Raw genomic sequence first — 25,881 nt, forward strand, 5'->3', positions numbered from 1 at the left:
GCGAGAGAAAGCGCGCGACGGTATGACCGGCCGCTCGCCGTTGGCGGATCACGATCGATGGCCTAAGAACGGACGACGCCTCGCAGCCAAAGGAGAACGATGCCTTCCCCGCTACTGCTGATCCTCGTTCTACCCTTTGTCGGCAGCCTGGCCGTGGTCCTATTCCCGGGCGCTTCCCGCGAGCCGGCGACCTGGATTACCGGGGTTACGATGCTGGCCTGCCTCGTCGTGACCGGGGCGCTTTATCCTGATGTCAGCGGCGGAGATGCCGTCCGGGTTCAGATCGACTGGATACCGTCCCTCGGGCTTGACTTCACCCTGAGGATGGACGGTTTCGCCTGGATTTTCGCGATGCTCGTCAGCGGCATCGGGCTTCTGGTCGTTATCTATGCCCGGTATTACATGTCGGCCGAGGATCCGGTCCGTCGCTTCTATATGTTCTTCCTGGCCTTCACGGGATCGATGCTGGGGGTCATCCTCTCGGGAAACCTGATCCTTCTGGTCGTGTTCTGGGAACTGACCAGCATCTTCTCATTCCTGCTGATCGGCTACTGGCACCATACCCAGCCAGCGCGCGACGGCGCCCGCATGGCCATGACCATAACGGGCATGGGCGGCCTCGCTTTGCTGGGCGGCGTGCTGATCGTCGGCCATATCGTCGGCAGCTACGACCTCGACGACGTCCTGCGATCGGGCGACCTGATCCGTTCGCATCAGCTCTACGTCCCGGCGCTTGTGCTGATCCTCCTCGGCGCGCTCACGAAAAGCGCGCAGTTTCCCTTCCATTTCTGGCTGCCCAACGCCATGGCCGCGCCGACGCCCGTCTCGGCGTTCCTGCATTCGGCCACCATGGTGAAGGCTGGCGTGTTCTTGATGGCGCGGCTGTGGCCGGTGCTCTCCGGCACGCCCGAATGGTTCATGATCCTGGGCATCGCGGGAATGGCGTCGTTCGTGCTCGGCGCCTACCTCGCCATGTTCCAGCATGACCTGAAGGGACTCCTGGCCTATTCGACGATCAGCCATCTGGGCCTGATCACGCTGCTGCTCAGCCTCGGGAGCCCGCTCGCGGCCGTGGCGGCGATTTTCCACATGCTCAACCATGCGACCTTCAAGGCATCGCTGTTCATGGCGGCCGGGATCATCGACCACGAGACGGGCACGCGCGACCTGCGGCGGCTCTCCGGCCTGTTCCGCTACATGCCGATCACGGGCACGCTCGCCATGGTGGCAAGTGCCGCGATGGCGGGCGTTCCGCTGCTGAACGGCTTCATCTCGAAGGAGATGTTCTTCGCGGAAGCCGTAGAGACCCACGCCGATTCCTGGCTGGACACCGCCGCTCCCTACGCGGCCGTGCTCGGCAGCGCGCTCGCCGTCGCCTATTCCCTGCGGCTGATCCATTCGATCTTCCTGGGAGAGCCCCCCGAAAGCCTTCCCCGCGAGCCCCACGAGCCGCCGTTCTGGATGCGGTTCCCGGTGATGTTCCTGGTCATCGCCTGCCTCGTCGTCGGCATGATTCCGGCCCTGACCATCGGCTCGTTCCTCCATGTCGCCGTTTCGTCCGTGCTGGGTGCCGCCACGCCACAATACAGCCTGGCGGTCTGGCACGGCTTCAACCTTCCGATGGCGATGAGCGTGCTCGCGCTGGCGGCCGGCGCGCTTCTGTATCTCGGCATCGGCAATTACCTCGAGCGTTCCGAACGTCCGCCGCTTCTTGGCCGGATCCAGGGGCAACGCATCTTCGAGCGGGTGATGGTCGCGATTTCGTGGCGCGCAGCGCCGCTGGTCGAGGACATCTTCGGCACCAGGCGCCTTCAACCGCAGATGCGTCTGCTGGTGGCGGCCGCAGTGGCCGCCGGCACCGTCCCGCTGCTCGCTTCGGGCCTCTCCTTCGGGGCCTTCGGCAACGGCACGACGGATCTCGCCTTCACGGGCCTTTGGTGCGTCGGGATGATCTGCGCCGTCGCCGCCGCCTATCAGGCCAAGTTCCACCGCCTCGCGGCACTCGCCCTGCTTGGCGGCACGGGGCTCGTGACCTGCGTGACCTTCGTCTGGCTCTCCGCGCCGGACCTTGCCGCGACCCAGCTCGTCGTCGAGATCGTGACGACCGTGCTCATCCTGCTCGGCCTGCGGTGGCTGCCCAAGCGGCTGCAGGACGTGCCGGAACCGAGCGGCTGGCTGCCGCGGCTGCGCCGCTTCCGGGACCTCACGATCGCCGTCGTTGCGGGCCTGGGAATGACGGCGGTCTCCTATGCGGTGATGACTCGCACGCCGCCCGACACGATCTCGAAATTCTTCGTCGAGAAGGCCTATAGCGAAGGCGGCGGCCGCAACGTCGTCAACGTCATTCTCGTCGATTTCCGCGGTTTCGACACGCTGGGCGAGATCACGGTCCTCGGCATCGTCGCGCTGACCGTCTTCGCGCTGCTGCGACGTTTCCGCCCCGCGCCGGACAATATCGAGCGGCCCGAACAGCAGCGCATCCAGTGGTCCTTTGACGAGGCCGAGCCGGAGGTGGAGGCCGGAGCGACCAAGGCAGAATACCTCTACCTGCCATCCGTGATCATGCAGTGGATGTTCCCGGTCGTCATCGTCCTGGCCGCCTATCTCTTCCTGCGGGGGCATGACGCCCCGGGAGGGGGCTTCGTGGCCGGCGTCGCCATGGCGGCAGGCTTCATCCTGCAATACATGGCTGCGGGCACGGTCTGGGTCGAGGACAGGCTGCGCATCCTTCCGGTCGTCTGGATCGGCGGCGGCCTGCTTCTGGCCGCGTTCACCGGGGCGGCCTCGATGCTGCTGGGAGATGCCTTCCTCACCTCGTATTTCCGGTATGTCGAGCTGCCGCTCGTCGGGAAGGTCCCCATGGCGAGCGCGACCCTGTTCGATCTCGGCGTCTTCAGCCTCGTGGTCGGGGCTACGGTGCTCATGCTGATCGCCATCGCCCACCAATCCGTCCGCCGCCTGCGCGCGGCCGCCCGTCTCGAAGAGGAGCGCCGGCGATGGAACTGACGCTTGCAATCGCCATCGGCGTTCTCACCGGATCGGGTGTCTGGCTGGTCCTGCGACCGCGCACCTATCAGCTCGTCATCGGCCTGTCGCTGCTCTCCTATGCGGTGAACCTCTTCATCTTCAGCATGGGCCGGCTGCGCGTCGGAGCCGCTCCCGTGCTGGAATCCGGCGGCGCGGGGAATCCGGCGGATTATGCCGACCCGATTCCGCAGGCGCTCGTGCTCACGGCGATCGTGATCGGCTTCGCCACGACCGCTCTCCTTCTGGTCGTGCTGCTCGTCGCCCGCGGGCTGACGCGCAACGACCATGTCGACGGGAGGGAGCCGAACTGATGGAGTGGACGAGGCACCTTCTCATCGTCCCGATCCTGCTTCCGCTGATCACGGGGGCTGCCCTGCTGTTGATCGACGAGCTGCGCCATACGCTGAAGGCGCTGCTCAGCCTGGCATCGACCGTGCTGCTCTTGGTGACGGCAATCGTCCTGATGCGCCTGGCAGACGGGGTTCCCGGCGGAAGCGCTGCCCTGTCCTCGTCCTATGCCGTCGCCAACTGGCCCGCGCCCTTCGCCATCGTGCTGGTGCTCGACCGGCTGTCGGCGCTGATGCTCACCCTCACGGCCGTGCTGGCGCTCGCCTCGCTCGTGTTCTCGACGGCGCGCTGGGATCGGGCAGGGCCGCATTTCCACACGCTCCTGCAGTTCCTGCTCATGGGGCTCGGCGGTGCGTTCCTGACCGGGGACCTGTTCAACCTCTTCGTCTTCTTCGAGGTCACGCTGGCCGCGTCCTACGGCCTGCTGCTGCATGGTTCCGGCGCCTTCCGGGTTCGTGCCGGGCTCCACTACATCGCGATCAACCTGGCCGCATCGCTGCTCTTTCTGATCGGCGTCAGCCTGATCTACGGGACCGCCGGAACGCTGAACATGGCCGATCTCGCCGTCCGCCTGCCGAACGTGCCGGCCGAGGACCAGGCGCTGCTGCGCGCCGGCGTCGCCATCCTCGGCACCGCCTTCCTGGTCAAGGCCGGGCTGTGGCCGCTCTGCTTCTGGCTTCCTTCCGCCTATATGGCGGCAGCCGCCCCCGTTGCCGCGATCTTCGTCGTGCTGACCAAGGTCGGCACCTATGTGCTGCTGCGCCTCACGCTCCTGCTCTTCGGCCCCGAGACCGGTGATATTGCGGGCTTCGGCGGCATGGTCCTGCTGTGGGGCGGCATGGGCACGATCGCCTTTGCGACATTCGGGCTGCTCGCGTCCCAGGCGATGGGCAGGCTCGCTGGCTACAGCGTGCTGATCTCCTCGGGGACCTTGCTCGCGGCCGTCGGCATCGGCGATGCCAGTGTCGTGTCCGGAGCGCTGTTCTACCTGGTCAGCTCGACCCTCAGCGTTGCCGCCCTCTTCATGCTGATCGAACTGGTGGAGCGGGCACGCGAGCCGGCGGCGGACCTGCTGGCCGTCACCATGGAGGCGTATGGCGACGAGAGCGACAAGGGCGAGGAACACGAGGACGAGGAGGTCGGCGTGGCCATGCCGGGAGCGCTCGCCATCCTGGGCATCTCGTTCGGATGCGCCGCGCTCCTGCTCGCGGGCCTGCCGCCGCTGTCGGGGTTCATCGCCAAGTTCGCGATGCTGACGGGGATGCTGAACCCGGACGGGCTGGGGGCTCCGGCCGCGATTCCAGGGCGCATCTGGCTCTTGGTCGCGCTGGTCATCCTGTCCGGCCTGGCGGCGCTGGTTGCGATGATGCGCAGCGGCATCCGGATATTCTGGGCGCCGCTCGAGGTCATCATTCCGCGGGTGCTGGTGGTGGAGGTCGCGCCGATCGTCGCGCTGCTGGCGCTCTGCATGGTCCTTGCGGTCCAGGGCGGCGCGGTGCTGAGCTATACCGACGCCGCGGCGCAGGCGCTGCATGCCCCTTCGAGCTATATTCAGAGCGTATTGGGGGCGGGGCACCCGCCGGGCGTGTCCCGATGAGCCGCGCGCTGCCCTATCCACTCCTGACCGCGGCGCTGCTGCTGATGTGGCTGCTGCTCACCTCTTTCTCGACCGGGCAGCTCCTCGTCGGTGCCGCGGTCGCGATCGGAGCCTCCCACGCGATGGCGGCGCTGCAGCCATCCAAGCCCAGACTGAGGCGCTGGCAGCTCCTTCCCAAGCTTCTGGGCATCGTGGTGCTGGATATCCTCCAGTCGAACATCGACGTTGCCAGGATCATCATCGGTGGGGACCGTCGCGACCGGGTCGCAGGCTTTGTCGCCATACCGCTCGACCTGCGCGACAAGACCGGCCTGGCTCTGCTGTCATGCATCGTCACCAGCACGCCCGGGACGGCCTGGGTCGAGTACGCCCCGGATACCGGCGTGCTTCTGATCCATGTGCTCGATCTCGTCGAGGGGGCCGACTGGGTCTCCCTGATCAAGAATCGCTATGAGGCGCTGCTCATGGAGATATTCGAATGACCGCCGCAATTCTCCTGTGGTCGGTCATAGCCGCGCAGGCGATGCTCGTCGCCGCCATGGCGTGCTACGCCTACAGGGTCATCCGGGGGCCGCGCGCGCAGGACCGGGTGCTTTGCCTCGACGCCATGTATGTCTGCGCCATGCTGCTGATCCTGACGATCGGAATCCGCACCGGCAGCGCGATCTATTTCGAGGCGGCCCTGATCATCAGCGTGCTCGGCTTCGTCTCGAGCATCGCGCTCGCCAAATTCCTCATGCGCGGCGAGGTGATCGAATGACCCCGGCCGAGAACCTGCCCGCCTGGGCGGCCCTATTGACGGCCGTCCTGGTCCTCCTGGGCGCCGCACTGACCCTGGTCGGCGCGATCGGAACCCTGCGCTTCGGCAGCTTCTTCGAGCGGGTTCATGCGCCGACGCTCGGCACGAGCTGGGGGACCGGGGCGATCCTGCTTGCGTCGGTCGTCTGCTTCTCGGCACTGGGATCGCGGCCGATCGTGCACGAGATCATGATCGGCGTCTTCATCACCATCACGACGCCGGTCACGCTCATGCTGCTCGCTCGCGCGGCGCTTTACCGGGATCGGGTCGAGGACGATGCAAATGTCCCCCCGCGAACCATGCTGCGTCGCCGCAGCGTGAACGCCGCTGCGCCGGAATCGGGAGACGAGCCGCCGCGCGGATGAACGCGCTCTACGCGGGCAACAGGCGACAAGCTCTCATATGACTTACCTGCCCGGGAGCCCGCGTGCCGGGGCCTGTGCGCTGTCATGGCCCCATTCTTCGCGGCCCCAAACGAAAACGGCCTCCCGGGAGGGAGGCCGTAATCCCCAGCAGACACTGAGGGAAAATGGTGGGCGCGACAGGGATCGAACCTGTGACCCCTACGATGTCAACGTAGTGCTCTCCCGCTGAGCTACGCGCCCGTCGCCGCTGAAAGCAGCTTCCGGAAGCGTGTCCGGGCCGTGTTGGCCGCGATCACGCTGCGAGTGAGGGGGGCTATAGCGGCTCGCTTCGCGGGTGGCAAGGCGTTTGCCGCATAAATTCTACAGGGGCTGTCGGCATCCACATTCGTGCGATGCCGAACGGCCTTTCAGGCGGCCAGCAGCTTCTCGACCTCGTTGACGAGCTCGCGCAGGTGGAAGGGCTTGGAGAGCACCTTCGCATCCTTCGGCGTCTGCGAATCGGGGTTGAGCGCCACGGCGGCGAAGCCGGTGATGAACATCACCTTGATGTCGGGATCGAGCTCGGTGGCGCGGCGCGCCAGCTCGATTCCATCCATCTCCGGCATGACGATATCCGTCAGCAGGAGCTCGAACGGCTCCTCGCGCAGGCGGTTATAAGCCGACAGGCCGTTATCGAAGGAGGCGACGTCGTAGCCTGCGTTCTGCAGGGCCTTGACCAGGAAGCGACGCATATCGTTATCGTCTTCCGCGAGCAGTATCTTCGTCATGGGCCTGATCTGTTCGTCCCTGAGGCCTGAGTTCGTCTAGCGTCTAGCGTCTGGCGCCCGGCCGAGGCCGGGCCTGGAACGGTTGGGTAGTCACCCGGCCGCACAGTTGGAACCATGTCCTTTCATAAGGCAACATCATGGTAAACAACGCGTGAATCCAGCACGGATTTTCCAGGGTTTCGCGACATCGCTTCAACCGTTCAGGTTTGTGTGCTTCAGTCATTTGCGATGAGCCTGTCCTCAGCCCCTTTCCCGCCCGCGCCGGACGATGTCGTCGCCGAGATCGAGCGGCCGTTCAGCCTGTACCAGCCGGCTCTCCAGGTCGTGCCGGTGGTGGTCGACGTGCCTCATGCCGGGCGCTGCTATCCCCGCCGCTTCGTCGAGGCGGCGCGCCTGCCCTTGCGCAGCCTCCGGCGCTCCGAGGACGCCTATGTCGACCGGCTGTTCGCGCAGAGCGTCTCGCTCGGCGCGCCGTTGCTGGTGGCCGAGTTCCCGCGCGCCTATCTCGACGTGAACCGCGAGCCCTACGAGCTCGATCCGCGCATGTTCGAGGGACGGGTGCCGCCCTTCGCCAATACGCGTTCGATGCGCGTGGCGGGAGGCCTCGGCACCGTCCCCCGCATCGTCGGCGACGGGCAGGAGATCTATTTCGGGCGGATTCCGGTCCAGGAGGGGCTCGCCCGCATCGAAGAGCTCTACCGGCCCTATCATGCGGGCCTGCGCAGCCTCGTCCAGCGTACCCAAGGCGTGTTCGGCACCTGCATCCTGGTCGATGCGCATTCGATGCCCTCGGCCGGGCTCGACCGCGACGGGCTGGCGAAATCGGACATCATCCTCGGCGACCGCTTCGGCACCAGCGCGGCCGGCTACATCATCGACATCGCCGAGCAGGCCTTCACACGGCTGGGCTTCAGCGTCACCCGCAACCGGCCCTATGCCGGCGGCTTCATTACCGAGCATTACGGCGCGCCCGCCGCTGGGGTGCATGCCTTGCAGATCGAGGTGAACCGCGCGCTCTACATGAACGAGGCGACGCTGGAGCCGCATGCCGGTTTCGGCGCGGTCGAGCAGGCGATGGCGGCGGTGATGGCCGATTGCTTCGCGCGCTGGAGCGGCTGGCTCGACGAATGGCGCGAGGCAGCCGAATAGCGGCAGCTGGTGAAGCGGGGGGTCTTTCCAAGAAAAAAGGGCCGCACACTTGCGTGGCGGCCCAAGTCTAGGGAGGAAACGCCCAAGGAGGGCAATGAAGGTTTGAGGTCATCGCCCCTTCGCAGTGCACAATATGAGGGTGCGCTGCAAAACGCAAGTAAAATCAGCGGAATCACAGGCGTCATGCGATGGGCGCATGATGCCGAGACGAAAAGGCGGGGTTTCCTGGATATTTCCGCATCCGGCCTCGTCTGAGATGGTCAATCTGCGGAGTCGATGCTGCAAAGCAGCAAACTGGAGTGCCTGTTCATGAGCGCAGTCGATTTCGGCGCTTTCGTCGCGGATCTGGCGACGCAGTCTGGCCGGGCGATCCTGCCCTTCTTCCGGGCGCTGCATGCGACGGAGGACAAGTCGCGGGGCGGGGTGTTCGATCCCGTGACCGAGGGCGACCGCGCCGGCGAATCGGTGATGCGCCACATGATCAAGCGGCAGTTCCCGGCGCATGGCGTGCTCGGCGAGGAATTCGGCAGCGAGAACACCGATGCCGAATATGTCTGGGTGCTCGATCCGATCGACGGCACGCGCGCCTTCATCTCCGGCATTCCGGTCTGGGGCACGCTGATCGGGCTGACGCGCAACGGCGTGCCGGTCTACGGCATGATGCACCAGCCCTTCTCGGGCGAGCGCTATTCCGGCGACGGGCGCGAGGCGCGCTATGAGGGGCCGGGCGGGCCGAAGAAGCTCAGGACCCGCCAGACCACCGATTTCGCCACGGCGACGCTGATGACGACCTCGCCCGCCCTGTTCAAGGGCGCGGAGGCGAAGGCCTTCGCCCGCGTGGAGAAGGAGGTCCGGCTCTCGCGCTATGGCTGCGATTGCTACGCCTATTGCATGCTCGCTGCCGGCCATGTCGATCTCGTGATCGAGAGCGGCCTCAAGCCCTATGACATCGTCGCGCTGATCCCGATCATCGAGGGCGCTGGCGGCATCGTCACCTCATGGGACGGCGGCAGCGCTGCCGGGGGCGGGCGCATCCTCGCGGCCGGCAGCAAGGCGCTGCATGAGGCCGCCATGGCCCTGCTCGCCGGCTGAGCCCGGCAGGGCCTGGTCCTCGCCGGGGATGAAGGCGTCGAAGGCGGCCCAGAACTGGGCGCGGATCGCGTCGCTTTCCATCAGGATCTCGTGGCGCGCGGTCGGCAGGACCAGCGCCGATCCGGTCTTGAGCCGCGCCGCGAAGCGCTCGATCGCGGGCGTCGAGACCACCGGGTCGCGGCCGGCGGCGATGATCAGGGTCGGTATCTTTACCTCCAGCGCTGCAGAAGGCGCGGCGAGGCGAGCGATCAGGCGGAAGGCGGTCCTGATCCAGGCAATGGTCGGGTCGCCGATGCTGAGATCGCGCGCCGCGGCCGAGAGCGCGGCGTTGCGGGCATAGCGCATGGGATCGCTGGTCAGGCGGTTGCCCTCGAAGGGCTTGGTCGCGATCGCGGTGTCGCCGCCGCCCGGCACGAAAGCCCGGCCGAAGCCGAGCCAGTAGAGCAGGCTCGCTAGGATCTTCGCCCGGCCGGGATGCGCGATCATCGCGATGCCGAGCATCGGCGCGAGCGCGACCATGCGCGAGACCGGCAAGGCATTCGAGCGTGCGGCGTCGAGGCAGAGCGCAGCACCCATCGAATGGGAGAGGACGAAATAGGGCGGGGGCAGCTTCGCCTGCATCTCGGCCATCGCCAGCGCCAGATCGGCCTCGTAATGCCTGAGACGCCCGACATGGCCCTTGCGCGTGCGGCGGACGAAGCGTTGCGAGCCGCCCTGGCCGCGCCAGTCGAAAGAGAGGACGTGGAAGCCGCGGCGACGCAGCTCCGCGACGGTCTCGCTGTAGCGCTCGATGAACTCGGCCCGGCCCTGCACGACGACGATGGTGCCGCGCACCGGCTTCACCGTCGGGCGCCAGCTGGCGAAACGCAAGGAGGCGCCGTCGCGAGTCGTGGCGAGCCAGGTCTTGCCATGCCCGGGAACGGGATAATCCGGATCGGCGAAAAAGGCGGCCTCGGCCATCAAGTGCTCCGCATCGCGGCTGCAGTATCGAACGCGGCCGCCGCATGCTCGATATCCTGCACCGGATATCCTGCGAAAACATGTCGGTGCGCTTAAAAAGAAATGCGAGGGCTGATTTCGCAGCTGAAGAAAGCCGCTCTTGAAATGCCCGAGCGCCTCCCCAGATCAGGTCTGCGCAGGCCGGAACCGGCTGCGCGAAAGCAACCAGGGTCCGCGCTCAGGCGAGGCGGGCCGACCCCATTGTCGCTTCTTCGGAGGACATACCATGCGTCATTTCGACCTTTCCCCGCTCTATCGCTCGACCGTCGGCTTCGACCGTCTGTTCAATCTCCTCGACCAGGCGACGAGCAACGAAGCCGCCCCGAGCTACCCGCCCTATAATATCGAGCGGACCGCCGAGAACGCCTACCGCATCACCATCGCGGTTGCGGGCTTCGGCGAGGGTGACCTCTCCATCGAATCCAAGGAAAACGCGCTGACCGTCAAGGGCGAGAAGCAGCTCGTCGAGGGCGCCGAGAAGCGCGAGGTCCTGCATCAGGGCATCGCCGCGCGCGCCTTCGAGCGTCGCTTCCAGCTTGCCGATTATGTGCAGGTGACCGGCGCCAGCCTGGAGAACGGCCTGCTGCATATCGACCTCGTGCGCGAGATCCCCGAGGCCAAGAAGCCGCGCCAGATCGCGATCGGCACCGGCGGTTCGGCCAAGGTCCTCGAGGCCAAGGTCGCTAAGGCTGCGTAACCAGCGTCCAGCTTTCGATGAAAGCGAAAGGCTCCCGGAAACGGGAGCCTTTTTTGTTGGCCGGTCAGTTCATCGGCGCGACGGGGGCGATCGGCGTCTCAGGCTTGGGCGTCGATGGCGTCGGGTCGTTCTGCTGCACCGGCGGGATAGCCGGAGCCTCGGGCGCGGGCGCAGCTGTCGAGAGCGGCGGCTTGCGGTCGGTGCCTTCGGTATTCCGCACATCGCTGGGATTGACGAGCTTCGGCTTGTCGGCGCCGGTCTCCGGATCGGTCGTGCCGGGGGATGGCTCCGCCGGCTTGGCGGGCTGCGGTGGCACGGCGGTTGCCGGAGCGCTGGCCTCGGCCGGTCCGGTTTCCGCGGGCTTCGCCGGTTCGGGTGCCGGCGGCGCGGCGGGGGAGGGCGGTGAGGTGGTCGCGGGCGCGCTCGCTTCTGCCGGCGGCGTTTCCGCTGGCTGGACAGGCTCGGGTGCCGGCGGCGCGGCCGGCGAGGGCATCACGGTTGTCGCCGGGGCGCTGGCTTCCGCCGGGCCCTTCAGTTCGGCCGGGCGTTCGGGCGGCTGGGGCACGAGGCGCTGGCGCGGCGGAGCGTGCTCCTCGCGCGGATCGGCGCGGGCGACGCTGGGAGCAGCCGGCTGCCCGCGCAGGGGAATGCGGCGGATCAAGTCGCCGGCATAGGCGTCGAGGATCAGGCGTTGGCGCTGGCCACCGGCGGTGACGCCGTCGACGATATAAGTGTCGTTGCGCCGGATCGAACGCTCGATCCGGACGAGCCCGTAACGGCGGGCGGCGATGCCATTGACCGAATAGGCGGAGACGGCAGCCGGAGCACGCGGCACTGCAACCGGTGGGCGCGGAGCGTATCCGTAATCATAACGATAGCCGTAGCCATAGGCCGGGTAGGGATCGTACCCGTCGTCATAATAGTAGTACTGCGCGCTGGCGGCGCCCGCCATGCCGGCCATTGCGCCGGCCACGACCAGGCCCATCAGCGCGATGCGCCCCGGTGCGGTCGAACGATCTGCCATGCCAAATTCCCTTAACGAATGACTATTCGACACTTAGTCTTGTTAGGGATTGCGGCGGGCGTGGGGCTGGAAACGCGGCGCAAATACGCCCGCTCAGCCAGCGATCGCGGCGATCAGGGCCTCGACATGCTCCGCTTCCGTCGCGAAGGACATGACGAAGCGGCCGACGACCTCGCCCTCCTTGAGGGGGGCTTCCGGCGGCAGCGAGCGCGCGGACCAGTCGTAATAGCCGATGCCGGCGGTCTTCAGGCGCTCCTGCACGGCGGGCGGCAGAACCAGGAAGACCTCGTTCGCCTGACAGGGCCAGGCGAGGCGCGCCTCGCCCCCTTGCGCGACCGAATCCGCCAGGCGTTTGGCCCGGGTATTGGCGTGGCGGGCGAGGTCGAGCCAGTGATCGTGGGCAAGCAGGCCTTCGAACTGGGCGCCGAGCACGCGGCCCTTCGAGAGCGTCTGGCCGGCGCGCTTGCGTCGCCATTTCATTTCCTCGGCCTCTGCCGGGTCGAAGAAGATCACGGCTTCGGCCGCGAGCGCGCCGTTCTTGGTGCCGCCGAAGGAGAGGACGTCGACGCCGGCCTTCCAGGTGATCTCGGCCGGCGTGCAGCCGAGCGTGACCAGCGCGTTGGCGAAGCGGGCGCCGTCCATGTGGAGCTTCAGGCCGCGCGGCGTCACGGCCTCCTTCAGGGCGCGCACCTCGGCCGGCGTGTAGATGGTGCCGCATTCGGTCGCCTGCGTGATCGTCAGCACCTGCGCCTGGACCTGATGGAAATCGCCGGCGCGCAGATGCGAGAGCGCCTTCGTCACCGCTTCCGGCGTCAGCTTGGCGCCGGTGCCGGGCAGGTCGACCAGCTTGGCGCCGTTGGTGAAGAACTCCGGCGCGCCGCATTCGTCCTCGACGACATGCGCCTCCTCATGGGTGAGGACCGCGCCCCAGGGCTTGACGATGCTGGCGAGCGCGAGCGCATTCGCCGCCGTGCCGGTCAGGACGAGGAAGACCGCGACCTCGCGCTCGAAGATCGCGGCGAAGCGCTCCTCGACGCGCTGCGTCCAGTCATCCTTGCCATAGGGGGCGGCGGCGCCGGCATTGGCAGCGGCGAGAGCGGCCATGACGCGGGGGCTGGCGGCGGCGGTGTTGTCGCTGAAGAAATCCATGATTTGAGGGTTAGGCGGATGGCGCTTTCCTGCCAAGCGGCACCGGCGGAGAGGGGGCTTGCGCGCTGCGCCGGACGGATTCGCGCGAACGCTTCAAAAACAAGAACCGGGCTGCCTGAGTCAGGCTTTCGTTCCGGAAATGTCTGGTACGGATTCGATTTTGCAATAAAATTTCGCTGCAGCGCGAAATCGGCGCTTGTGCGTAGATTGGAATTCTGGCAAGTTCATCGCAATAGGACAGTGTTGCTGTCCCATTTTTCACCGCGCCGACCAAAAGCTGCTCTAGCTGAAGGTCGCGCCGTCGCAGCGGAGCGGAGCATGACGAAGGGCCGGGCTACCAACGCCAAAGCCAATCGCACGCGCGCCGTCCGTAAAACGACGGCCTGAAGACAGGCGCGAACGGGCGAGGCACGCCCGAGGCGCCTGCGGAGGACGCGGGCGCGGTGGAAACAAAGCGCAAGCAGAGCCTCCAAAAAGACGACGGCCGGACCGCCTTGGCCCCACCTTGCTGCCGACTTGCTGTCGGCACTGAGGGCCGCAGCGGTCAGGATCATGGACTGACGGGTCTCCCTGCCGGCGCAAGCTCGCGGGGTTCTGGGAAGCGGGGTTTGACGATGAGCGTGACCAGCAAGTCGAGCGGCGCAGCGGCTTTCGAGCGTTTTCCGGCCGTGCGCGATCCGGCGATGCCGGTGCATCAGGGCCTGTACGATCCCAATAACGAGAAAGATTCGTGCGGCGTGGGCTTCATCGCCGACATGAAGAACCGCAAGAGCCACGCGATCGTGCAGCAGGGCCTGCAGATCCTGCACAATATCGACCATCGCGGCGCCGTCGGTGCCGATCCGAAGCTCGGCGACGGCTGCGGCATCCTCGTCCAGATCCCCGACCAGTTCTTCCGCGAGGAGACCGCGCGGCTCGGCATCGCCCTGCCGGAGCAAGGCTATTACGCGATCGGCCAGTTCTTCATGCCGCGCGATCCGACCGCTCGGGCGATGTGCGAGGATGTCATCTCGCAGACCGTGGCGGAGGAGGGACTCGTCTTCCTCGGCTGGCGCGACGTACCTGTCGACAACAGCGATCTCGGCCATGCGGTGCTGGCGACCGAGCCGGTGCATCGCCAGCTCTTCGTCGGCCGCCCCGACGACATCACCGACGAGGACGAGTTCGAGCGGCAGGTCTATGTCCTCAGAAAGTCGGTCTCGAACAAGGTCTACAAGCATCAGGAGCGCAAGACGGCGGAGTATTACCCCGTCTCGATGTCCTGCCGCACCATCGTCTACAAGGGCATGGTGCTGGTGAACCAGCTCGGCTCCTACTTCAAGGACCTGCAGGACGAGCGCTTCGTCAGCGCGCTGGCGCTGGTCCACCAGCGCTTCGCGACCAACACCTTCCCGTCCTGGCGCCTCGCGCATCCCTACCGGATGGTCGCCCATAACGGCGAGATCAACACGCTGCGCGGCAACGTCAACTGGATGGCGGCGCGGCAGGCGAGCGTCGATTCCGACCTGTTCGGCTCGGATATCTCCAAGCTATGGCCGATCTCCTATGAGGGGCAGTCGGACACAGCCTGCTTCGACAACGCGCTCGAATTCCTGGTGCAGGGCGGCTATTCGCTGGCCCATGCCATGATGATGCTCGTGCCGGAGGCGTGGAACGGCAACCCGCTGATGAATGAAGAGCGGCGCGCTTTCTACGAGTACCACGCCGCGCTGATGGAGCCCTGGGACGGGCCGGCCGCGATCGCCTTCACCGATGGGCGTCAGATCGGCGCGACGCTGGACCGCAACGGCCTGCGCCCCGCGCGCTATCTCGTCACGGACGACGGGCTCGTCGTGCTCGCTTCGGAATTCGGCGTGCTGCCGATCCCGGAGGAGAAGATCGTCGAGAAGTGGCGCCTTCAGCCCGGCAAGATGCTGCTGATCGATCTCGAACAAGGCCGCATCATCGGCGATGACGAGATCAAGACCTCGCTCTGCCTCGCCAATCCCTACAAGGACTGGCTGAAGCGCACCCAGATCGTGCTGGAGGACCTGCCGCCGGTCGAGGCGCGGGCCTCGCGCACCGACGTGCCACTGCTCGATCGCCAACAGGCCTTCGGCTACACCACCGAGGACGTTCGCCTGCTGATGGCACCGATGGCGGTGACCGGGCAGGAAGCCGTGGGCTCGATGGGTACGGACACCCCGATCTCGGCGCTCTCACTCAAGTCGAAGCTGCTCTACACCTATTTCAAGCAGAACTTCGCGCAGGTCACGAACCCGCCGATCGACCCGATCCGCGAGGAGCTGGTGATGAGCCTGCTCTCCTTCATCGGGCCGCGTCCGAACATCCTCGATCTGGAGGGCACCTCGCGCCGCAAGCGTCTGGAGGTCCGCACCCCGATCCTGACCAATGACGATCTCGAGAAGATCCGCTGCATCGGCCATTACGAGGATCGCTTCGACACCAAGACGATCGACTTCACCTATCCGGCGCGCGAGGGCGCGGCCGGCATGGACGGCGCGGTGGCGCGGCTCTGCGAGCGCGCCGAGGCTGCCGTCCATGGCGGCTACAACATCATCATCCTTTCCGACCGGCAGGTGGGCTCCGACCGCATCCCGATCCCGGCGCTGCTCGCGACGGCAGCGGTGCACCATCACCTGATCCGCAAGGGCCTGCGCACCTCGGTCGGCCTCGTCGTCGAATCCGGCGAGCCGCGCGAGATCCACCATTTCTGCTGCCTCGCCGGCTACGGCGCCGAGGCGATCAACCCCTATCTCGCCTTCGACACCTTGCTCGACCAGCATGAGCAGGGCGCCTTCCCCGAGGAGGTCGATGCCGACGAGGTGGTGAAGCGCTATATCAAGTCGGTTGGCAAGGGCGTGCTGAAGGTGATGTCCAAGATGGGCATCTCGACCTACCAGTCCTATTGCGGCGCGCAGATCTTCGACGCCGTCGGCCTGAAGAGCGCCTTCGTCGACAAGTTCTTCTTCGGCACCGGTACGGCGATCGAGGGCGTCGGCCTCGACGAGATCGCCGAGGAGAGCCTGCGCCGTCACCGCGACGCCTTCGGCGACTCGCCGCTCTACCGCAACAGCCTCGATATCGGCGGTGAGTACATGTACCGCGTCCGCGGCGAGGACCATGTCTGGAAGCCGGACGTGGTCGCCTCGCTGCAGCATGCAGTGCGCCTCAACGCGCAGGACCGCTACGAGGAGTTCGCGCAGCAGGTGAACGACGACGCGCAGCGGCTCAGCACGATCCGCGGCCTGTTCAAGGTCAAGATGGCGACCGATAACGGCCGCGCGCCGGTGCCGCTGGAGAGCGTCGAACCTGCCGCCGAGATCGTGAAGCGCTTCGCCACCGGCGCGATGTCCTTCGGCTCGATCTCGCGCGAGGCCCATGAGACGATCGCGCTCGCGATGAATCAGATCGGCGGCAAGTCGAATACCGGCGAGGGCGGCGAGGAGCCGATTCGTTTCCGGCCGATGCCGGACGGCCGTTCGAAGCGCTCGGCGATCAAGCAGATCGCGTCCGGCCGCTTCGGCGTCACCACCGAATATCTCGTCAATGCCGACGTGATGCAGATCAAGGTGGCGCAGGGTGCCAAGCCCGGCGAGGGCGGCCAGTTGCCCGGCCACAAGGTCGACGCCAAGATCGCCCGGACCCGGCATTCGACGCCGGGCGTCGGCCTGATCTCGCCGCCGCCGCATCACGACATCTATTCGATCGAGGATCTGGCCCAGCTCATCTTCGACCTGAAGAACGTCAACCCGTCGGCCGATGTCTCGGTGAAGCTGGTCTCGGAGATCGGCGTCGGCACGGTTGCCGCTGGCGTCGCCAAGTCGCGCGCCGACCACATCACCATCTCCGGCTTCGAGGGCGGCACGGGCGCGAGCCCCCTGACCTCGCTGAAGCATGCGGGCTCGCCCTGGGAGATCGGCTTGGCCGAGACCCAGCAGACGCTGGTGCTGAACCAGTTGCGCGGCCGTGTCGCACTCCAGGTCGATGGTGGCCTGCGCACCGGCCGCGACGTGATCATCGGCGCGCTACTCGGCGCCGACGAGTTCGGCTTCTCGACCGCGCCGCTGATCGCGGCCGGCTGCATCATGATGCGCAAGTGCCATCTCAACACCTGCCCGGTCGGCGTCGCGACGCAGGACCCGGTGCTACGCAAGCGCTTCAAGGGCCTGCCCGAGCATGTCGTGAACTACTTCTTCTTCGTGGCCGAGGATGTCCGCCGGCTCATGGCGGAGATGGGCTTCACGAAGATCGAGGAGATCGTCGGCCGCTCGGACCTGCTCGACAAGCGTGATGCGATCGAACACTGGAAGGCGAACGGGCTCGACTTCACCAGGTTGTTCCACAAGGTCGACCTGCCGGGCGTGGCGATCCGCCATGTCGAGTTGCAGAAGCACCCGATCGACACCGTGCTCGACCGCCAGCTCCTGGCCGAGGCCGCGGATGCGATCGAGACCGGCACGCCGGTCGTGATCGAGAGGCCGGTCGGCAATGTCGACCGCAGCACCGGCGCGATGCTCTCGGGCGCCGTCGCCAAGAAGTATGGCCATGCCGGCCTGCCGGAAGACACGATCACGGTGAAGCTCAAGGGCACCTCCGGCCAGAGCTTCGCGGCCTTCCTCGCGGCCGGCGTCACGGTCGAGCTCACCGGCCAGGCCAACGACTATGTCGCCAAGGGCTTGTCGGGCGGCAAGGTGATCGTGAAGCCCGATCCGGCGACCAGGGCCGTGGCCGAGCGCTCGATCATCGTCGGCAACACCGTGCTCTACGGGGCGATCGCGGGCGAGGCTTACTTCCGCGGCGTCGCGGGCGAGCGCTTCGCGGTGCGCAATTCCGGCGCCATCGCGGTGGTGGAAGGCACGGGCGACCATGGCTGCGAATACATGACCGGCGGCGTCGTCGCGGTCATCGGCCAGACCGGGCGCAATTTCGCGGCCGGCATGTCGGGCGGCATCGCCTATGTGCTGGACGAGGACGGCACCTTCAAGTCGCGCTGCAACCTCTCGATGGTCGATCTCGAACCGGTCGAGGAGGAAGAGGACCTGATGGAGCGGCTGCACCATCATGGTGGCGATCTCGAGCATAAGGGCCGGATCGACATGACCAACATGTCGGGCCACGATGAAGAGCGCCTGATGCAGATGCTGACGAACCATGTCGACTACACCGGCTCGGAGCGCGCCCGCACCATCCTCGACAACTGGGCGGACTACCGCACCAAGTTCGTCAAGGTGATGCCGGTCGAGTACCGCCGCGCGCTGCGCGAGATGGAACAGGCCCGCACCTTGCAGGCTGCGGAATAAGCGAACGCCACCCCGCCGGGGCCGTCACGGTCCCGGCATCTCGATCAGGTTAAGGCACGCGCACGGGGACGTACCCGCGCACACGGCGAGAGAAACGGCATGGGCAAGGTCACGGGCTTTCTCGAATTCGACCGGCAGGAGCAGAAGTATCAGCTCGCCGGCGACCGCATTCGCCACTTCCGCGAGTTCACGCTCCCGCTGGAGGAGCGCGATATCAAGAAGCAGGCGGCGCGCTGCATGGATTGCGGCATCCCGTTCTGCCACGGGCCGACCGGTTGCCCGGTCCATAACCAGATCCCGGATTGGAACGAGCTGGTCTATTCCGGCGGCTGGGAGGATGCGCTGCGCAACCTCCACTCCACCAACAACTTCCCGGAATTCACCGGCCGCATCTGCCCGGCGCCCTGCGAGGAAGCCTGCACGCTCAACCTCGAAAACATGCCGGTGACGATCAAGACGATCGAGCAGGCGATCGCCGACAAGGGCTGGGAAGAGGGCTGGATCGCGCCGGAAATCCCGGCCAAGCGCACCGGCAAGCGCATCGCCATCGTCGGCTCGGGGCCGGCGGGCATGGCGGCGGCGCAGCAGCTCGCCCGCGTCGGGCACGATGTCCATCTCTATGAGCGCGAAGCCAAGGCCGGCGGCCTGCTGCGCTACGGCATCCCCGACTTCAAGATGGAGAAGAAGCATATCGACCGCCGGGTGAAGCAGATGGAGGCGGAAGGCGTGACCTTCCACTACAACGCCAATATCGGCGTGAACCTGCCCTTCGCCACGCTGATGGCCGAGCATGACGCGGTGCTGATGACAGGCGGGGCGGAAGCGCCGCGCGATCCCGGCCTGCCGGACACCAATCTCGCCGGTGTCCATTACGCGATGCCGTACCTGACCCAGCAGAACAAGCGTGTCGGCGGTGAGGATGTCTCGAACGAGGCACCGATCAGCGCGGCCGGCAAGCATGTCGTCGTGGTCGGCGGCGGCGATACGGCCTCGGACTGCGTCGGCACCGCCTTCCGGCAGGGTGCACTCTCGGTGACGCAGCTCGACATCCGGCCGATGGCGCCGGAGATCGAGGACAAGCTCACCGTCTGGCCATACTGGCCGACGAAGTTCCGCACCTCGTCCTCGCAAGCCGAGGGCGCCGAGCGCGAGTTCCAGGCGGCGACGCTCGGCCTCGAAGGCCGCAACGGCCGGCTCACCGGCGTGAAATGCGCGCGCGTCGACGAGAAGCGGAAGCCCATCGCCGGCAGCGAATTCGTCCTCCAGGCCGATCTCTGCTTCCTCGCGATCGGCTTCGCCGGCTCGGTGATCGAGGGCATGATCGCGCAGTCGGGCGCGGCGGTGGACAAGCGCGCCAACGTCGTCGCCAATGACCGCGACTACAAGACCAGCGTCGGCAAGGTCTTCGTCGCCGGCGACATGCGCCGCGGCCAGTCGCTGGTGGTCTGGGCGATCCGCGAGGGCCGCCAGGCGGCCCATGCCATCGACAAGGAGCTGATGGGCGCCACGATCCTGCCGGTGTGAGGCAGGCGCCAGCCCTTATACCCCTGAGCGTTCACTCCTTCGCCGGATCGGCCTTGTAAAGCCGGACCGGCGAGCCGGGTGCGCGCCGGATCGTGCCCTTGGCTTCGAGGTCGAGCTGTACGGCTTTCAGCCACCATCCGGCCGTTTTGCCCTGCGGAAACAGCGCCTCGGGCAGGTGCGGCAGCAAGGCTTCCTTCGCATCGGGGACCTTCAGGCCCGGTGCGGCTCGCGGCAGGACCAGCAGCAGCGCCTCGCGCATCGCGAGATATTTGGCCCGGTCGACCCGCTCGGTCTTGCCGGGCGTGTTGACGTTCTCGATCTCGATCTTGTCGTCAGCCATCGGTCGTCCTTGCCGTTCTGTTTCCGGGTTTCCCGGTTCCGCCAGCCGAAGCCGGTTCGTCGATCTCCCTCTAACGCAGGCGGAGCCGCTTGGTGTCATGAGTGCGTTCCGCGCCGCGCTCTTGCCCCTTATGCCAGGGAGGCGCTGGTCCTCGGCTGCTGCATCGCTATGATTGCCGTCATGGAATCGAACCAGAAGGGGAAGCAGGCGCCGCGCCGCCGCTTCCATTGCCGCACCCGCGGACCTGTCTGCGCCCCGCGCTTCACCTCGCGGGGCTGACCGGGAACGCACCGTCGTCTCATCGTCAGCCTTTGTTGGCGCGCTCTGACGCGCATGCCTGACTTCATGAGATTCCGATGTCCCTGATCACCCTGAAAGACCTCTCGCTGGCTCGCAGCGCGCCGCTGTTCGCCGGCCTCGACCTCGCCATCGCCAAGGGCGACCGCCTCGGCCTCGTCGCTGCCAACGGGCGCGGCAAGTCCTCGCTCCTGCGCATCCTGGCCGGCACGGAGGAGGCGAGCGGCGGGACGCTCACCCGCTCGCGCGGCCTCGTCACCGCCTTCGCGCCGCAGGACCCGCCCGAGCGCCTGCTGCCGATGAGCCTCTATGATGCGGTGCTGGATGCTCTCGATGCCGAAGCGGCCGAGACCGAAAGCTGGCGCGTCGATGTGCTGCTCGACGATCTCATGGTCGAGGAGAGCCTGCACGGCCGCGCCGTGGGTAGCCTCTCCGGCGGCTGGCAACGCACGATGCTGCTGGCGCGGGCGGCGGTGATCGAGCCAGATTTGCTGCTCCTGGACGAGCCGACCAACCATCTCGATCTCGAACGGATCGGCCTGCTGGAGCGCTTCCTCGCAGCTCTGCCGCGCGATTGCGCTGTGGTTGCGGCGAGCCATGACCGCGCCTTCCTCGACGATGTCAGCACGCGCACCCTGTTCCTGCGCCCGGCCGAGAGCGCCGATTTCGCCTTGCCCTATTCGCGCGCCTTGCAGGCGCTGGAGGAGCGCGACGCGGCGCGCGGCCGGCAGTTCGAAAACGAGATGCGCAAGGTTCGGGCGCTCCGCCAGCAGGCGGCGAAGCTGAAGAATATCGGCATCAATTCCGGATCGGACCTGCTGGTGGTCAAAACCAAGCAATTGTCCGAGCGGGCCGACAAGCTGGAGGAGCAGGCCAAGCCCGGGCACAAGGAGCGCTCGGCCGGCGCGATCCGGCTCGCCAGCAGCGGCACCCATGCCAAGGCGCTGGTCTCGATCAAGGAAACCCCGATCGCCACACCGGACGGGCGCCTGCTGTTCCGCACCGGACCGCTCTGGATCGAGAAGGGCGACCGGATCGCGCTGCTCGGCGCCAATGGCAGCGGCAAGACCCGCTTCGTTGCGCGGCTGCAAGCGGCGCTCGACGGTTCCGACCCGGAGATCCGCGGGACGGCGACCCTGAAGGCCGGCTATTCCGACCAGGGCCTGTCGCAGCTCGATGCCTGGCGCACGCCCTGGGATGCGGTGAAGAATTCCAGCGACCTCGGCGATCAGACGGCCCGCACCGTGCTCGCCGGAGCGGGCATTTCGAGCGAAGCGCAGACCGCGCCGACGGCCCGGTTGTCAGGCGGGCAGCGGGCACGGCTCGCGATGCTGCTGCTCCGTCTGATCGAGCCGAATTTCTACCTGCTGGACGAGCCGACCAACCATCTCGATATCGAGGGGCAGGACATGCTGGAGAGCGAATTGATCAAGCAGGAAACGGCCTGCCTGCTGGTCAGCCATGACCGCGCCTTCGTGCGGGCCGTGGCGACGCGGATCTGGGTGATCAACGGCAGGAAGCTGGTCGAGGTCGATGATCCCGATCCGGTCTTCGACAGGCTGATGGCGGGGTGAGGCGCTACCCTACACCGCAATCGGAATTGGGCGCGCCGGGGGGCGGGAGAGTGATCGTGAAAGCCTTCCGTGCGATCTCCCGGCCGCGGATCGCGACGATGATGGTCCAGTCGCCGGCCGCCATCTCCCATTCGTGCTCGAAGGTGAAGCCGACATGGCTCACGCCGTCGATCACGGCGCTGGGAAAACGGTCCTCGGTGCTGGTCTTGCCATCGGGCCGGGCGAGGGGCGGATGCTCGACCCTGACCGAGACCTGGCGCGGCAGAACCCTGGGGATGTCGTCGCTCAGGCGCAGCGACAGCCCGAAATTGCGGCAGAGCCGTGCCTCGATCCGGTCCGTGCGATCGAGATAGCGGATGTTCTTCATCTCGCTGGCCGGTGCGAGCCCGGCCTCGCCCGGCCCCGGCGTGCCCGGGATGCGGCGCCCGGCCGTGATGCCATAATCGATGATCTCGCTGCGCGGTTCGGCTGCGGCATGGGTGGCGGCAAGTGCCAGGAGGATTGCGGCCGTCATGGCCATCGGGCGCCGGTTCGTCATCGGGTCGCTTTCAGCGCGGCCAGCGGTAGTCGTCGAGCCGGCCCGGGAGCGGATCCGGCGCGATGCCCTGGCCGAAGACGCGTTCGAGCTGCAGGGCGGCGTCGCCGCGCCCGCGTGCCTCGGTGATCGAAGCGAGCAGCGGCTGCTCAGTAATCGGGCCTTGCCCGGTGAGGGGCTGGATCGGCCCGGCGAGCGGTTTGGCCTGTAGTGCGGCGGGCAGGCCGATCATGGGCACGCCCGCGACCATCTGATCGATCAGGCGCTCGATGCCGCCGGGCTGGAGTTCCAGTGCCGTCGGTGCGCCGGTCTCGGGCGAGACGGGGAGGGCGATGACGCTGCCCTGCGGGGCCGCCTCGATCATGCGACGGATGACGAGGTCGACGAAATGCGCGGCCTTGCGCGCGCCGGCAGCGGTGAAGTGGATGCCATCGCCGAGGCGCAGGCGCACCAGCTGTCCGGAGACGTCGGGGCCGGTCGCGGCATAGCGGTTCTCGGCATCGACGAAGCCGCCCCAGAGATCGACATATTGCCCGCCCGCCTTCTCGACGCGCTGGCGGTAGAGGTCGTTGAGGGTGATGAGATCGGCCGAGAGCCGCCCGTTCTGCATCGGCGGTGCGCCGACCCAGATCAGCGGCACGCGCTTGCCGGCGAAGGCGTTGGCGATGGCGTCGATCCGGTCGCGATAAAGTTCGAGCCAGCGCGGGCTCAGGGGCTCGTGGACGGTCTCGCCTTCGCGGATCGGCTGGCGGTCGTTGAGGCCGAGCAAGATGACGCCGATGCTGATCTTCTGCTCGCTGGCGAGGAGATCGGAGACGGCTTTCGGCCAGTCGTAGAAATCGCTGCGAACCAGGCCGGAATCGGGCTTGGCCTTGTGGATCACCTCGACATCCGGGCGGTTGTTGAGGGCGTCGTCCAGACCGTTCGCCAGGAGATTGGCGAGGGAATCGCCCATGACGACGATATGACTGCTGACATCGACCTTGGGGATGACCGGATCGTCGCGGACGATGACGGGGGCCTCGCGGCGGCGGACCACGGGCGCGACGCGCTGACGCGGCTGCGGCGCCACGGTCCGTGGCTGGGCGGGCAATTGCCAGAACATCTGGAACAGGCTGCGCTGTTGCGTCTGCTGCTGGGCGAGAGAGACCGGCCCGCCCGTCAGCAGGAGCAGGCAGGCAGCAGCCAGAACCATGGCGAACGAGCGCAGGCGCATAGGCCGATCCGGTGGTTCCCCCTGCGCGACTATAGGCCGGGAGCGGCCGAAAGTCAGCGCTTGCCGCGCAGCTTCGACAGCAGGGCGGGCGTCGGATAGCCGTCGGCGATCTCGCCGGCGCTGATCTGATAGCGCCTGACAGCCTCGCGAGTGCCGGTGCCGATGCGGCCGTCGGCATCGTGGTTGTAGAGGCCGAGCGCCTTCAGGCGGTGCTGGAGATCGCGGGTCGCGGCCATGTCGAGGCGCGGCGCCTTGGTCGGCCAGTTCGCCCGGATGGCGGAGCGCCCGGCGATCCGGTCGCCGAGATGGCCGACGGCCATCGCATAGGCGTCGGAGGAGTTGTATTTCTTGATGACGTCGAAATTGGCGGTGAGCAGCATCACCGGGCCGGTATGGCCGGCCGGGTAGAACAGGCGGCCTTCGCCGGAGGAGGGCAGGCGATTGCCATCGGCGCGACGCACGCCGGCGGAGGCGAAGGCGGAGAAGCTCGCCTTGTCCAGGCGGTGGTCGAAGCCATCAGGCAGCGTCACCTCCATGCCCCAGGGCAGGCCCGGCACCCAGCCATAGCCCTTGAGGTAGTTGGCTGTGGAGGCGATGGCGTCGCTCGACGAGGTCCAGATGTCGGCATGGCCGTCGCCGGTCCAGTCGACCGCGTATTTCATGTAGCTCGACGGCATGAACTGGGTGTGGCCCATGGCGCCGGCCCAGGAGCCCTTCAATTCGCTGCGCTCGACATGGCCCTTCTGGATCAGCTCCAGTGCGGTCAGCAATTCATCGCGGAAGAAGTCGCCGCGATAGCGGATCGAGGCGAGCGTCGCGAGCGAGCGGATGACGTCCTTGCCGCCCTTGAACGAGCCGTAATTGGTCTCCATGCCCCAGACGCCAAGGACGATTTCCTTGGGCACGCCATAGCGCGCCTCGACCTGGGAGAGGACGCTCGCGTTCTCGGCCGCGGCCTCGCGCCCGCGCCCGATGCGGGCGCCGCCGACGGCATTCTCCAGATAGCTCCAGATCGGGGCGCTGAACTCCGACTGCTTCCTGGTCAGCGCGACGATGGAAGCATCCGGCGTCACACCGCGGAAGGCGAGGTCGAAGGTCGCACGCGAGATACCGCGCGCCTGAGCCTGCGGCCAGAGTCGTTGCACGAAGACGTCGAAGGGGGCGCTGGCCGGGGTCGCCTGCGCATTGCGGGCATGGGCGCCGGAGACGTTGATCGAGCCGGTGGTCTGGGCCAGCGCCGGTGCCAGGCTGATCAGGACTGAGGCTGCGATGACGGACAGGCGCATGGACACTCCCGGCGAATGCTGGATGGAAACATCTTCACAGCGCCCGAACAAGATTAACCAAGGGTTAATTCATGCGGCGATCGCTGCGGCATTCGTGATTTGACAAGCTCCGGCGATTGTCAGATTCTGCGGGGATGAATAGCGCGTCCCCCTTCCGCCGCGGTCTCCACCGCTCGGGCAACCTTATCGCGGGCTTCTAGCCCCGGGCCTGTCGCGCTTGGCGCCTCCGGTTCGGGGTGCGCCTGCTCTGCCGCTTTTTCCTGCGAGTTCGACCTTTTTGATGCCGCGCGGATTTCAACCGCCGGCGGGCGCTCGCCTTTTCGATGAAAGACCTGTCCTGATGTCTACCAAGCGTCCCGCCATCACCGTTACGACCGCGGACCATGCCATGCTGAGCCGCATCGCGGCCGGCGCGGCCAACACCATGCCCGATCTCGCCGCCGAGCTGACCCATGAGCTCGACCGCGCCCGAATCCTGCCGGAGGGGCGGGTCTCGCACGACCATGCCCGGATCGGCAGCCAGATCGTCTATCGCGACGAAACCACCAAGCGGGAAAGCACCATCACGCTGGTCTGGCCTGAGCATGCCGATATCGAGAAGAACCGCGTCTCGGTGATGACGCCGATCGGCGTCGCGCTGATCGGCATGGCGGCCGAGCGCTCGATCGACTGGACGACGCGCTCCGGCGACGTCAAGCGCCTGACCGTGCTCGAAGTGCGCGAGCCGGTGGAGGAAGAGGCTGCGTCCTGAAATCAGGCGTGGGTAAAGCACATCGTCATTGCGAGGAGCAAA

Annotated in this window: 21 protein-coding genes and 1 tRNA gene; 13 read left to right on the top strand and 9 right to left on the bottom strand. The window is 66.9% G+C overall.

Features of this window, described 5'->3' with window-relative positions; genetic code table 11:
• Window positions 1-99: 99 nt before the first annotated feature.
• The 6 genes from BLQ70_RS10540 to mnhG are packed head-to-tail and all read left to right on the top strand — an operon-like array spanning window position 100 to window position 6,136.
• A complete protein-coding gene (locus BLQ70_RS10540; protein ID WP_091856923.1) occupies window positions 100-3,006 on the top strand; it encodes a monovalent cation/H+ antiporter subunit A in 2,907 nt (968 codons plus the stop codon).
• A complete protein-coding gene (locus tag BLQ70_RS10545; RefSeq protein ID WP_091856924.1) occupies window positions 2,997-3,338 on the top strand; it encodes a Na+/H+ antiporter subunit C in 342 nt (113 codons plus the stop codon). Before BLQ70_RS10540 ends, BLQ70_RS10545 begins: the two co-directional genes overlap by 10 nt.
• Window positions 3,338-4,972: a monovalent cation/H+ antiporter subunit D gene (locus BLQ70_RS10550; RefSeq protein WP_091856925.1), complete on the top strand. Its 1,635-nt coding sequence runs from the start codon at window positions 3,338-3,340 to the stop codon at window positions 4,970-4,972. Before BLQ70_RS10545 ends, BLQ70_RS10550 begins: the two co-directional genes overlap by 1 nt.
• Window positions 4,969-5,454 (top strand): Na+/H+ antiporter subunit E, encoded by a 486-nt coding sequence (locus tag BLQ70_RS10555; RefSeq protein WP_091856926.1) that lies wholly within the window; start codon window positions 4,969-4,971, stop codon window positions 5,452-5,454. Before BLQ70_RS10550 ends, BLQ70_RS10555 begins: the two co-directional genes overlap by 4 nt.
• The gene (locus tag BLQ70_RS10560; RefSeq protein WP_091856927.1) at window positions 5,451-5,732 is read left to right on the top strand and encodes a K+/H+ antiporter subunit F; all 282 of its coding nucleotides are present in this window, start codon (window positions 5,451-5,453) and stop codon (window positions 5,730-5,732) included. Before BLQ70_RS10555 ends, BLQ70_RS10560 begins: the two co-directional genes overlap by 4 nt.
• A complete protein-coding gene (gene mnhG, locus BLQ70_RS10565; protein WP_091856928.1) occupies window positions 5,729-6,136 on the top strand; it encodes a monovalent cation/H(+) antiporter subunit G in 408 nt (135 codons plus the stop codon). The genes BLQ70_RS10560 and mnhG overlap by 4 nt, the downstream gene beginning before the upstream one ends.
• A 165-nt stretch (window positions 6,137-6,301) precedes the next feature.
• Here the strand turns inward: mnhG and BLQ70_RS10570 are convergent.
• A tRNA-Val gene (locus BLQ70_RS10570) sits at window positions 6,302-6,376 on the bottom strand.
• Window positions 6,377-6,543: 167 nt separating this feature from the next.
• Entirely contained in the window at window positions 6,544-6,903 is a 360-nt protein-coding gene (gene cpdR / locus BLQ70_RS10575) for a cell cycle two-component system response regulator CpdR (RefSeq protein WP_038363805.1), read from the bottom strand.
• A 228-nt stretch (window positions 6,904-7,131) separates the two neighbouring features.
• Here cpdR and BLQ70_RS10580 point away from each other — a divergent pair, with 228 nt between their 5' ends.
• Complete coding sequence (locus tag BLQ70_RS10580) at window positions 7,132-8,052, top strand: N-formylglutamate amidohydrolase (protein ID WP_061970102.1); 921 nt, start codon at window positions 7,132-7,134, stop codon at window positions 8,050-8,052.
• A gap of 309 nt (window positions 8,053-8,361) precedes the next feature.
• Window positions 8,362-9,144, top strand: coding sequence for a histidinol-phosphatase (gene hisN / locus BLQ70_RS10585; protein WP_091857139.1), 783 nt, complete (start codon window positions 8,362-8,364; stop codon window positions 9,142-9,144).
• Here the strand turns inward: hisN and BLQ70_RS10590 are convergent.
• The gene (locus tag BLQ70_RS10590) at window positions 9,049-10,104 is read right to left on the bottom strand and encodes an alpha/beta hydrolase (protein ID WP_091856929.1); all 1,056 of its coding nucleotides are present in this window, start codon (window positions 10,102-10,104) and stop codon (window positions 9,049-9,051) included. The two genes, hisN and BLQ70_RS10590, sit on opposite strands and share 96 nt — an antisense overlap.
• Window positions 10,105-10,369: 265 nt before the next feature.
• Here BLQ70_RS10590 and BLQ70_RS10595 point away from each other — a divergent pair, with 265 nt between their 5' ends.
• A complete protein-coding gene (locus BLQ70_RS10595; RefSeq protein WP_061970098.1) occupies window positions 10,370-10,840 on the top strand; it encodes an Hsp20 family protein in 471 nt (156 codons plus the stop codon).
• Between the two features lie 64 nt (window positions 10,841-10,904).
• Here the strand turns inward: BLQ70_RS10595 and BLQ70_RS10600 are convergent, their stop codons facing one another.
• Window positions 10,905-11,864, bottom strand: a complete 960-nt coding sequence (locus tag BLQ70_RS10600) for a hypothetical protein (protein ID WP_091856930.1) — start codon at window positions 11,862-11,864, stop codon at window positions 10,905-10,907.
• A 93-nt stretch (window positions 11,865-11,957) separates the two neighbouring features.
• Window positions 11,958-13,013: a threonine aldolase family protein gene (locus BLQ70_RS10605; protein WP_091856931.1), complete on the bottom strand. Its 1,056-nt coding sequence runs from the start codon at window positions 13,011-13,013 to the stop codon at window positions 11,958-11,960.
• Window positions 13,014-13,627: 614 nt separating this feature from the next.
• Here BLQ70_RS10605 and gltB point away from each other — a divergent pair.
• Window positions 13,628-18,316, top strand: coding sequence for a glutamate synthase large subunit (gltB, locus tag BLQ70_RS10610; protein ID WP_091856932.1), 4,689 nt, complete (start codon window positions 13,628-13,630; stop codon window positions 18,314-18,316).
• 99 nt (window positions 18,317-18,415) lie between these two features.
• Window positions 18,416-19,840: a glutamate synthase subunit beta gene (locus tag BLQ70_RS10615; RefSeq protein ID WP_091856933.1), complete on the top strand. Its 1,425-nt coding sequence runs from the start codon at window positions 18,416-18,418 to the stop codon at window positions 19,838-19,840.
• A gap of 31 nt (window positions 19,841-19,871) precedes the next feature.
• Here BLQ70_RS10615 and BLQ70_RS10620 read toward each other — a convergent pair whose 3' ends face one another.
• Entirely contained in the window at window positions 19,872-20,180 is a 309-nt protein-coding gene (locus BLQ70_RS10620; RefSeq protein ID WP_091856934.1) for a DUF6958 family protein, read from the bottom strand.
• Window positions 20,181-20,536: 356 nt separating this feature from the next.
• Here BLQ70_RS10620 and BLQ70_RS10625 point away from each other — a divergent pair, with 356 nt between their 5' ends.
• Window positions 20,537-22,051 (top strand): ABC-F family ATP-binding cassette domain-containing protein, encoded by a 1,515-nt coding sequence (locus tag BLQ70_RS10625; RefSeq protein WP_091856935.1) that lies wholly within the window; start codon window positions 20,537-20,539, stop codon window positions 22,049-22,051.
• A gap of 4 nt (window positions 22,052-22,055) precedes the next feature.
• Here the strand turns inward: BLQ70_RS10625 and BLQ70_RS10630 are convergent, their stop codons facing one another.
• The 3 genes from BLQ70_RS10630 to BLQ70_RS10640 are packed head-to-tail and all read right to left on the bottom strand — an operon-like array spanning window position 22,056 to window position 25,088.
• Window positions 22,056-22,589, bottom strand: coding sequence for a DUF3859 domain-containing protein (locus BLQ70_RS10630; protein WP_091856936.1), 534 nt, complete (start codon window positions 22,587-22,589; stop codon window positions 22,056-22,058).
• 10 nt (window positions 22,590-22,599) lie between these two features.
• Entirely contained in the window at window positions 22,600-23,802 is a 1,203-nt protein-coding gene (locus BLQ70_RS10635; protein WP_091856937.1) for an SGNH/GDSL hydrolase family protein, read from the bottom strand.
• A 53-nt stretch (window positions 23,803-23,855) separates the two neighbouring features.
• Window positions 23,856-25,088: a lytic murein transglycosylase gene (locus BLQ70_RS10640; RefSeq protein ID WP_091856938.1), complete on the bottom strand. Its 1,233-nt coding sequence runs from the start codon at window positions 25,086-25,088 to the stop codon at window positions 23,856-23,858.
• Between the two features lie 340 nt (window positions 25,089-25,428).
• On the opposite strand from BLQ70_RS10640, the gene rnk reads away from it, so the two are divergent.
• The gene (rnk, locus tag BLQ70_RS10645) at window positions 25,429-25,839 is read left to right on the top strand and encodes a nucleoside diphosphate kinase regulator (protein ID WP_061970083.1); all 411 of its coding nucleotides are present in this window, start codon (window positions 25,429-25,431) and stop codon (window positions 25,837-25,839) included.
• The last annotated feature ends 42 nt before the right edge of the window (window positions 25,840-25,881 follow it).

The organism is Allobosea robiniae, assembly GCF_900102525.1.
Classification (GTDB): domain Bacteria; phylum Pseudomonadota; class Alphaproteobacteria; order Rhizobiales; family Beijerinckiaceae; genus Allobosea; species Allobosea robiniae.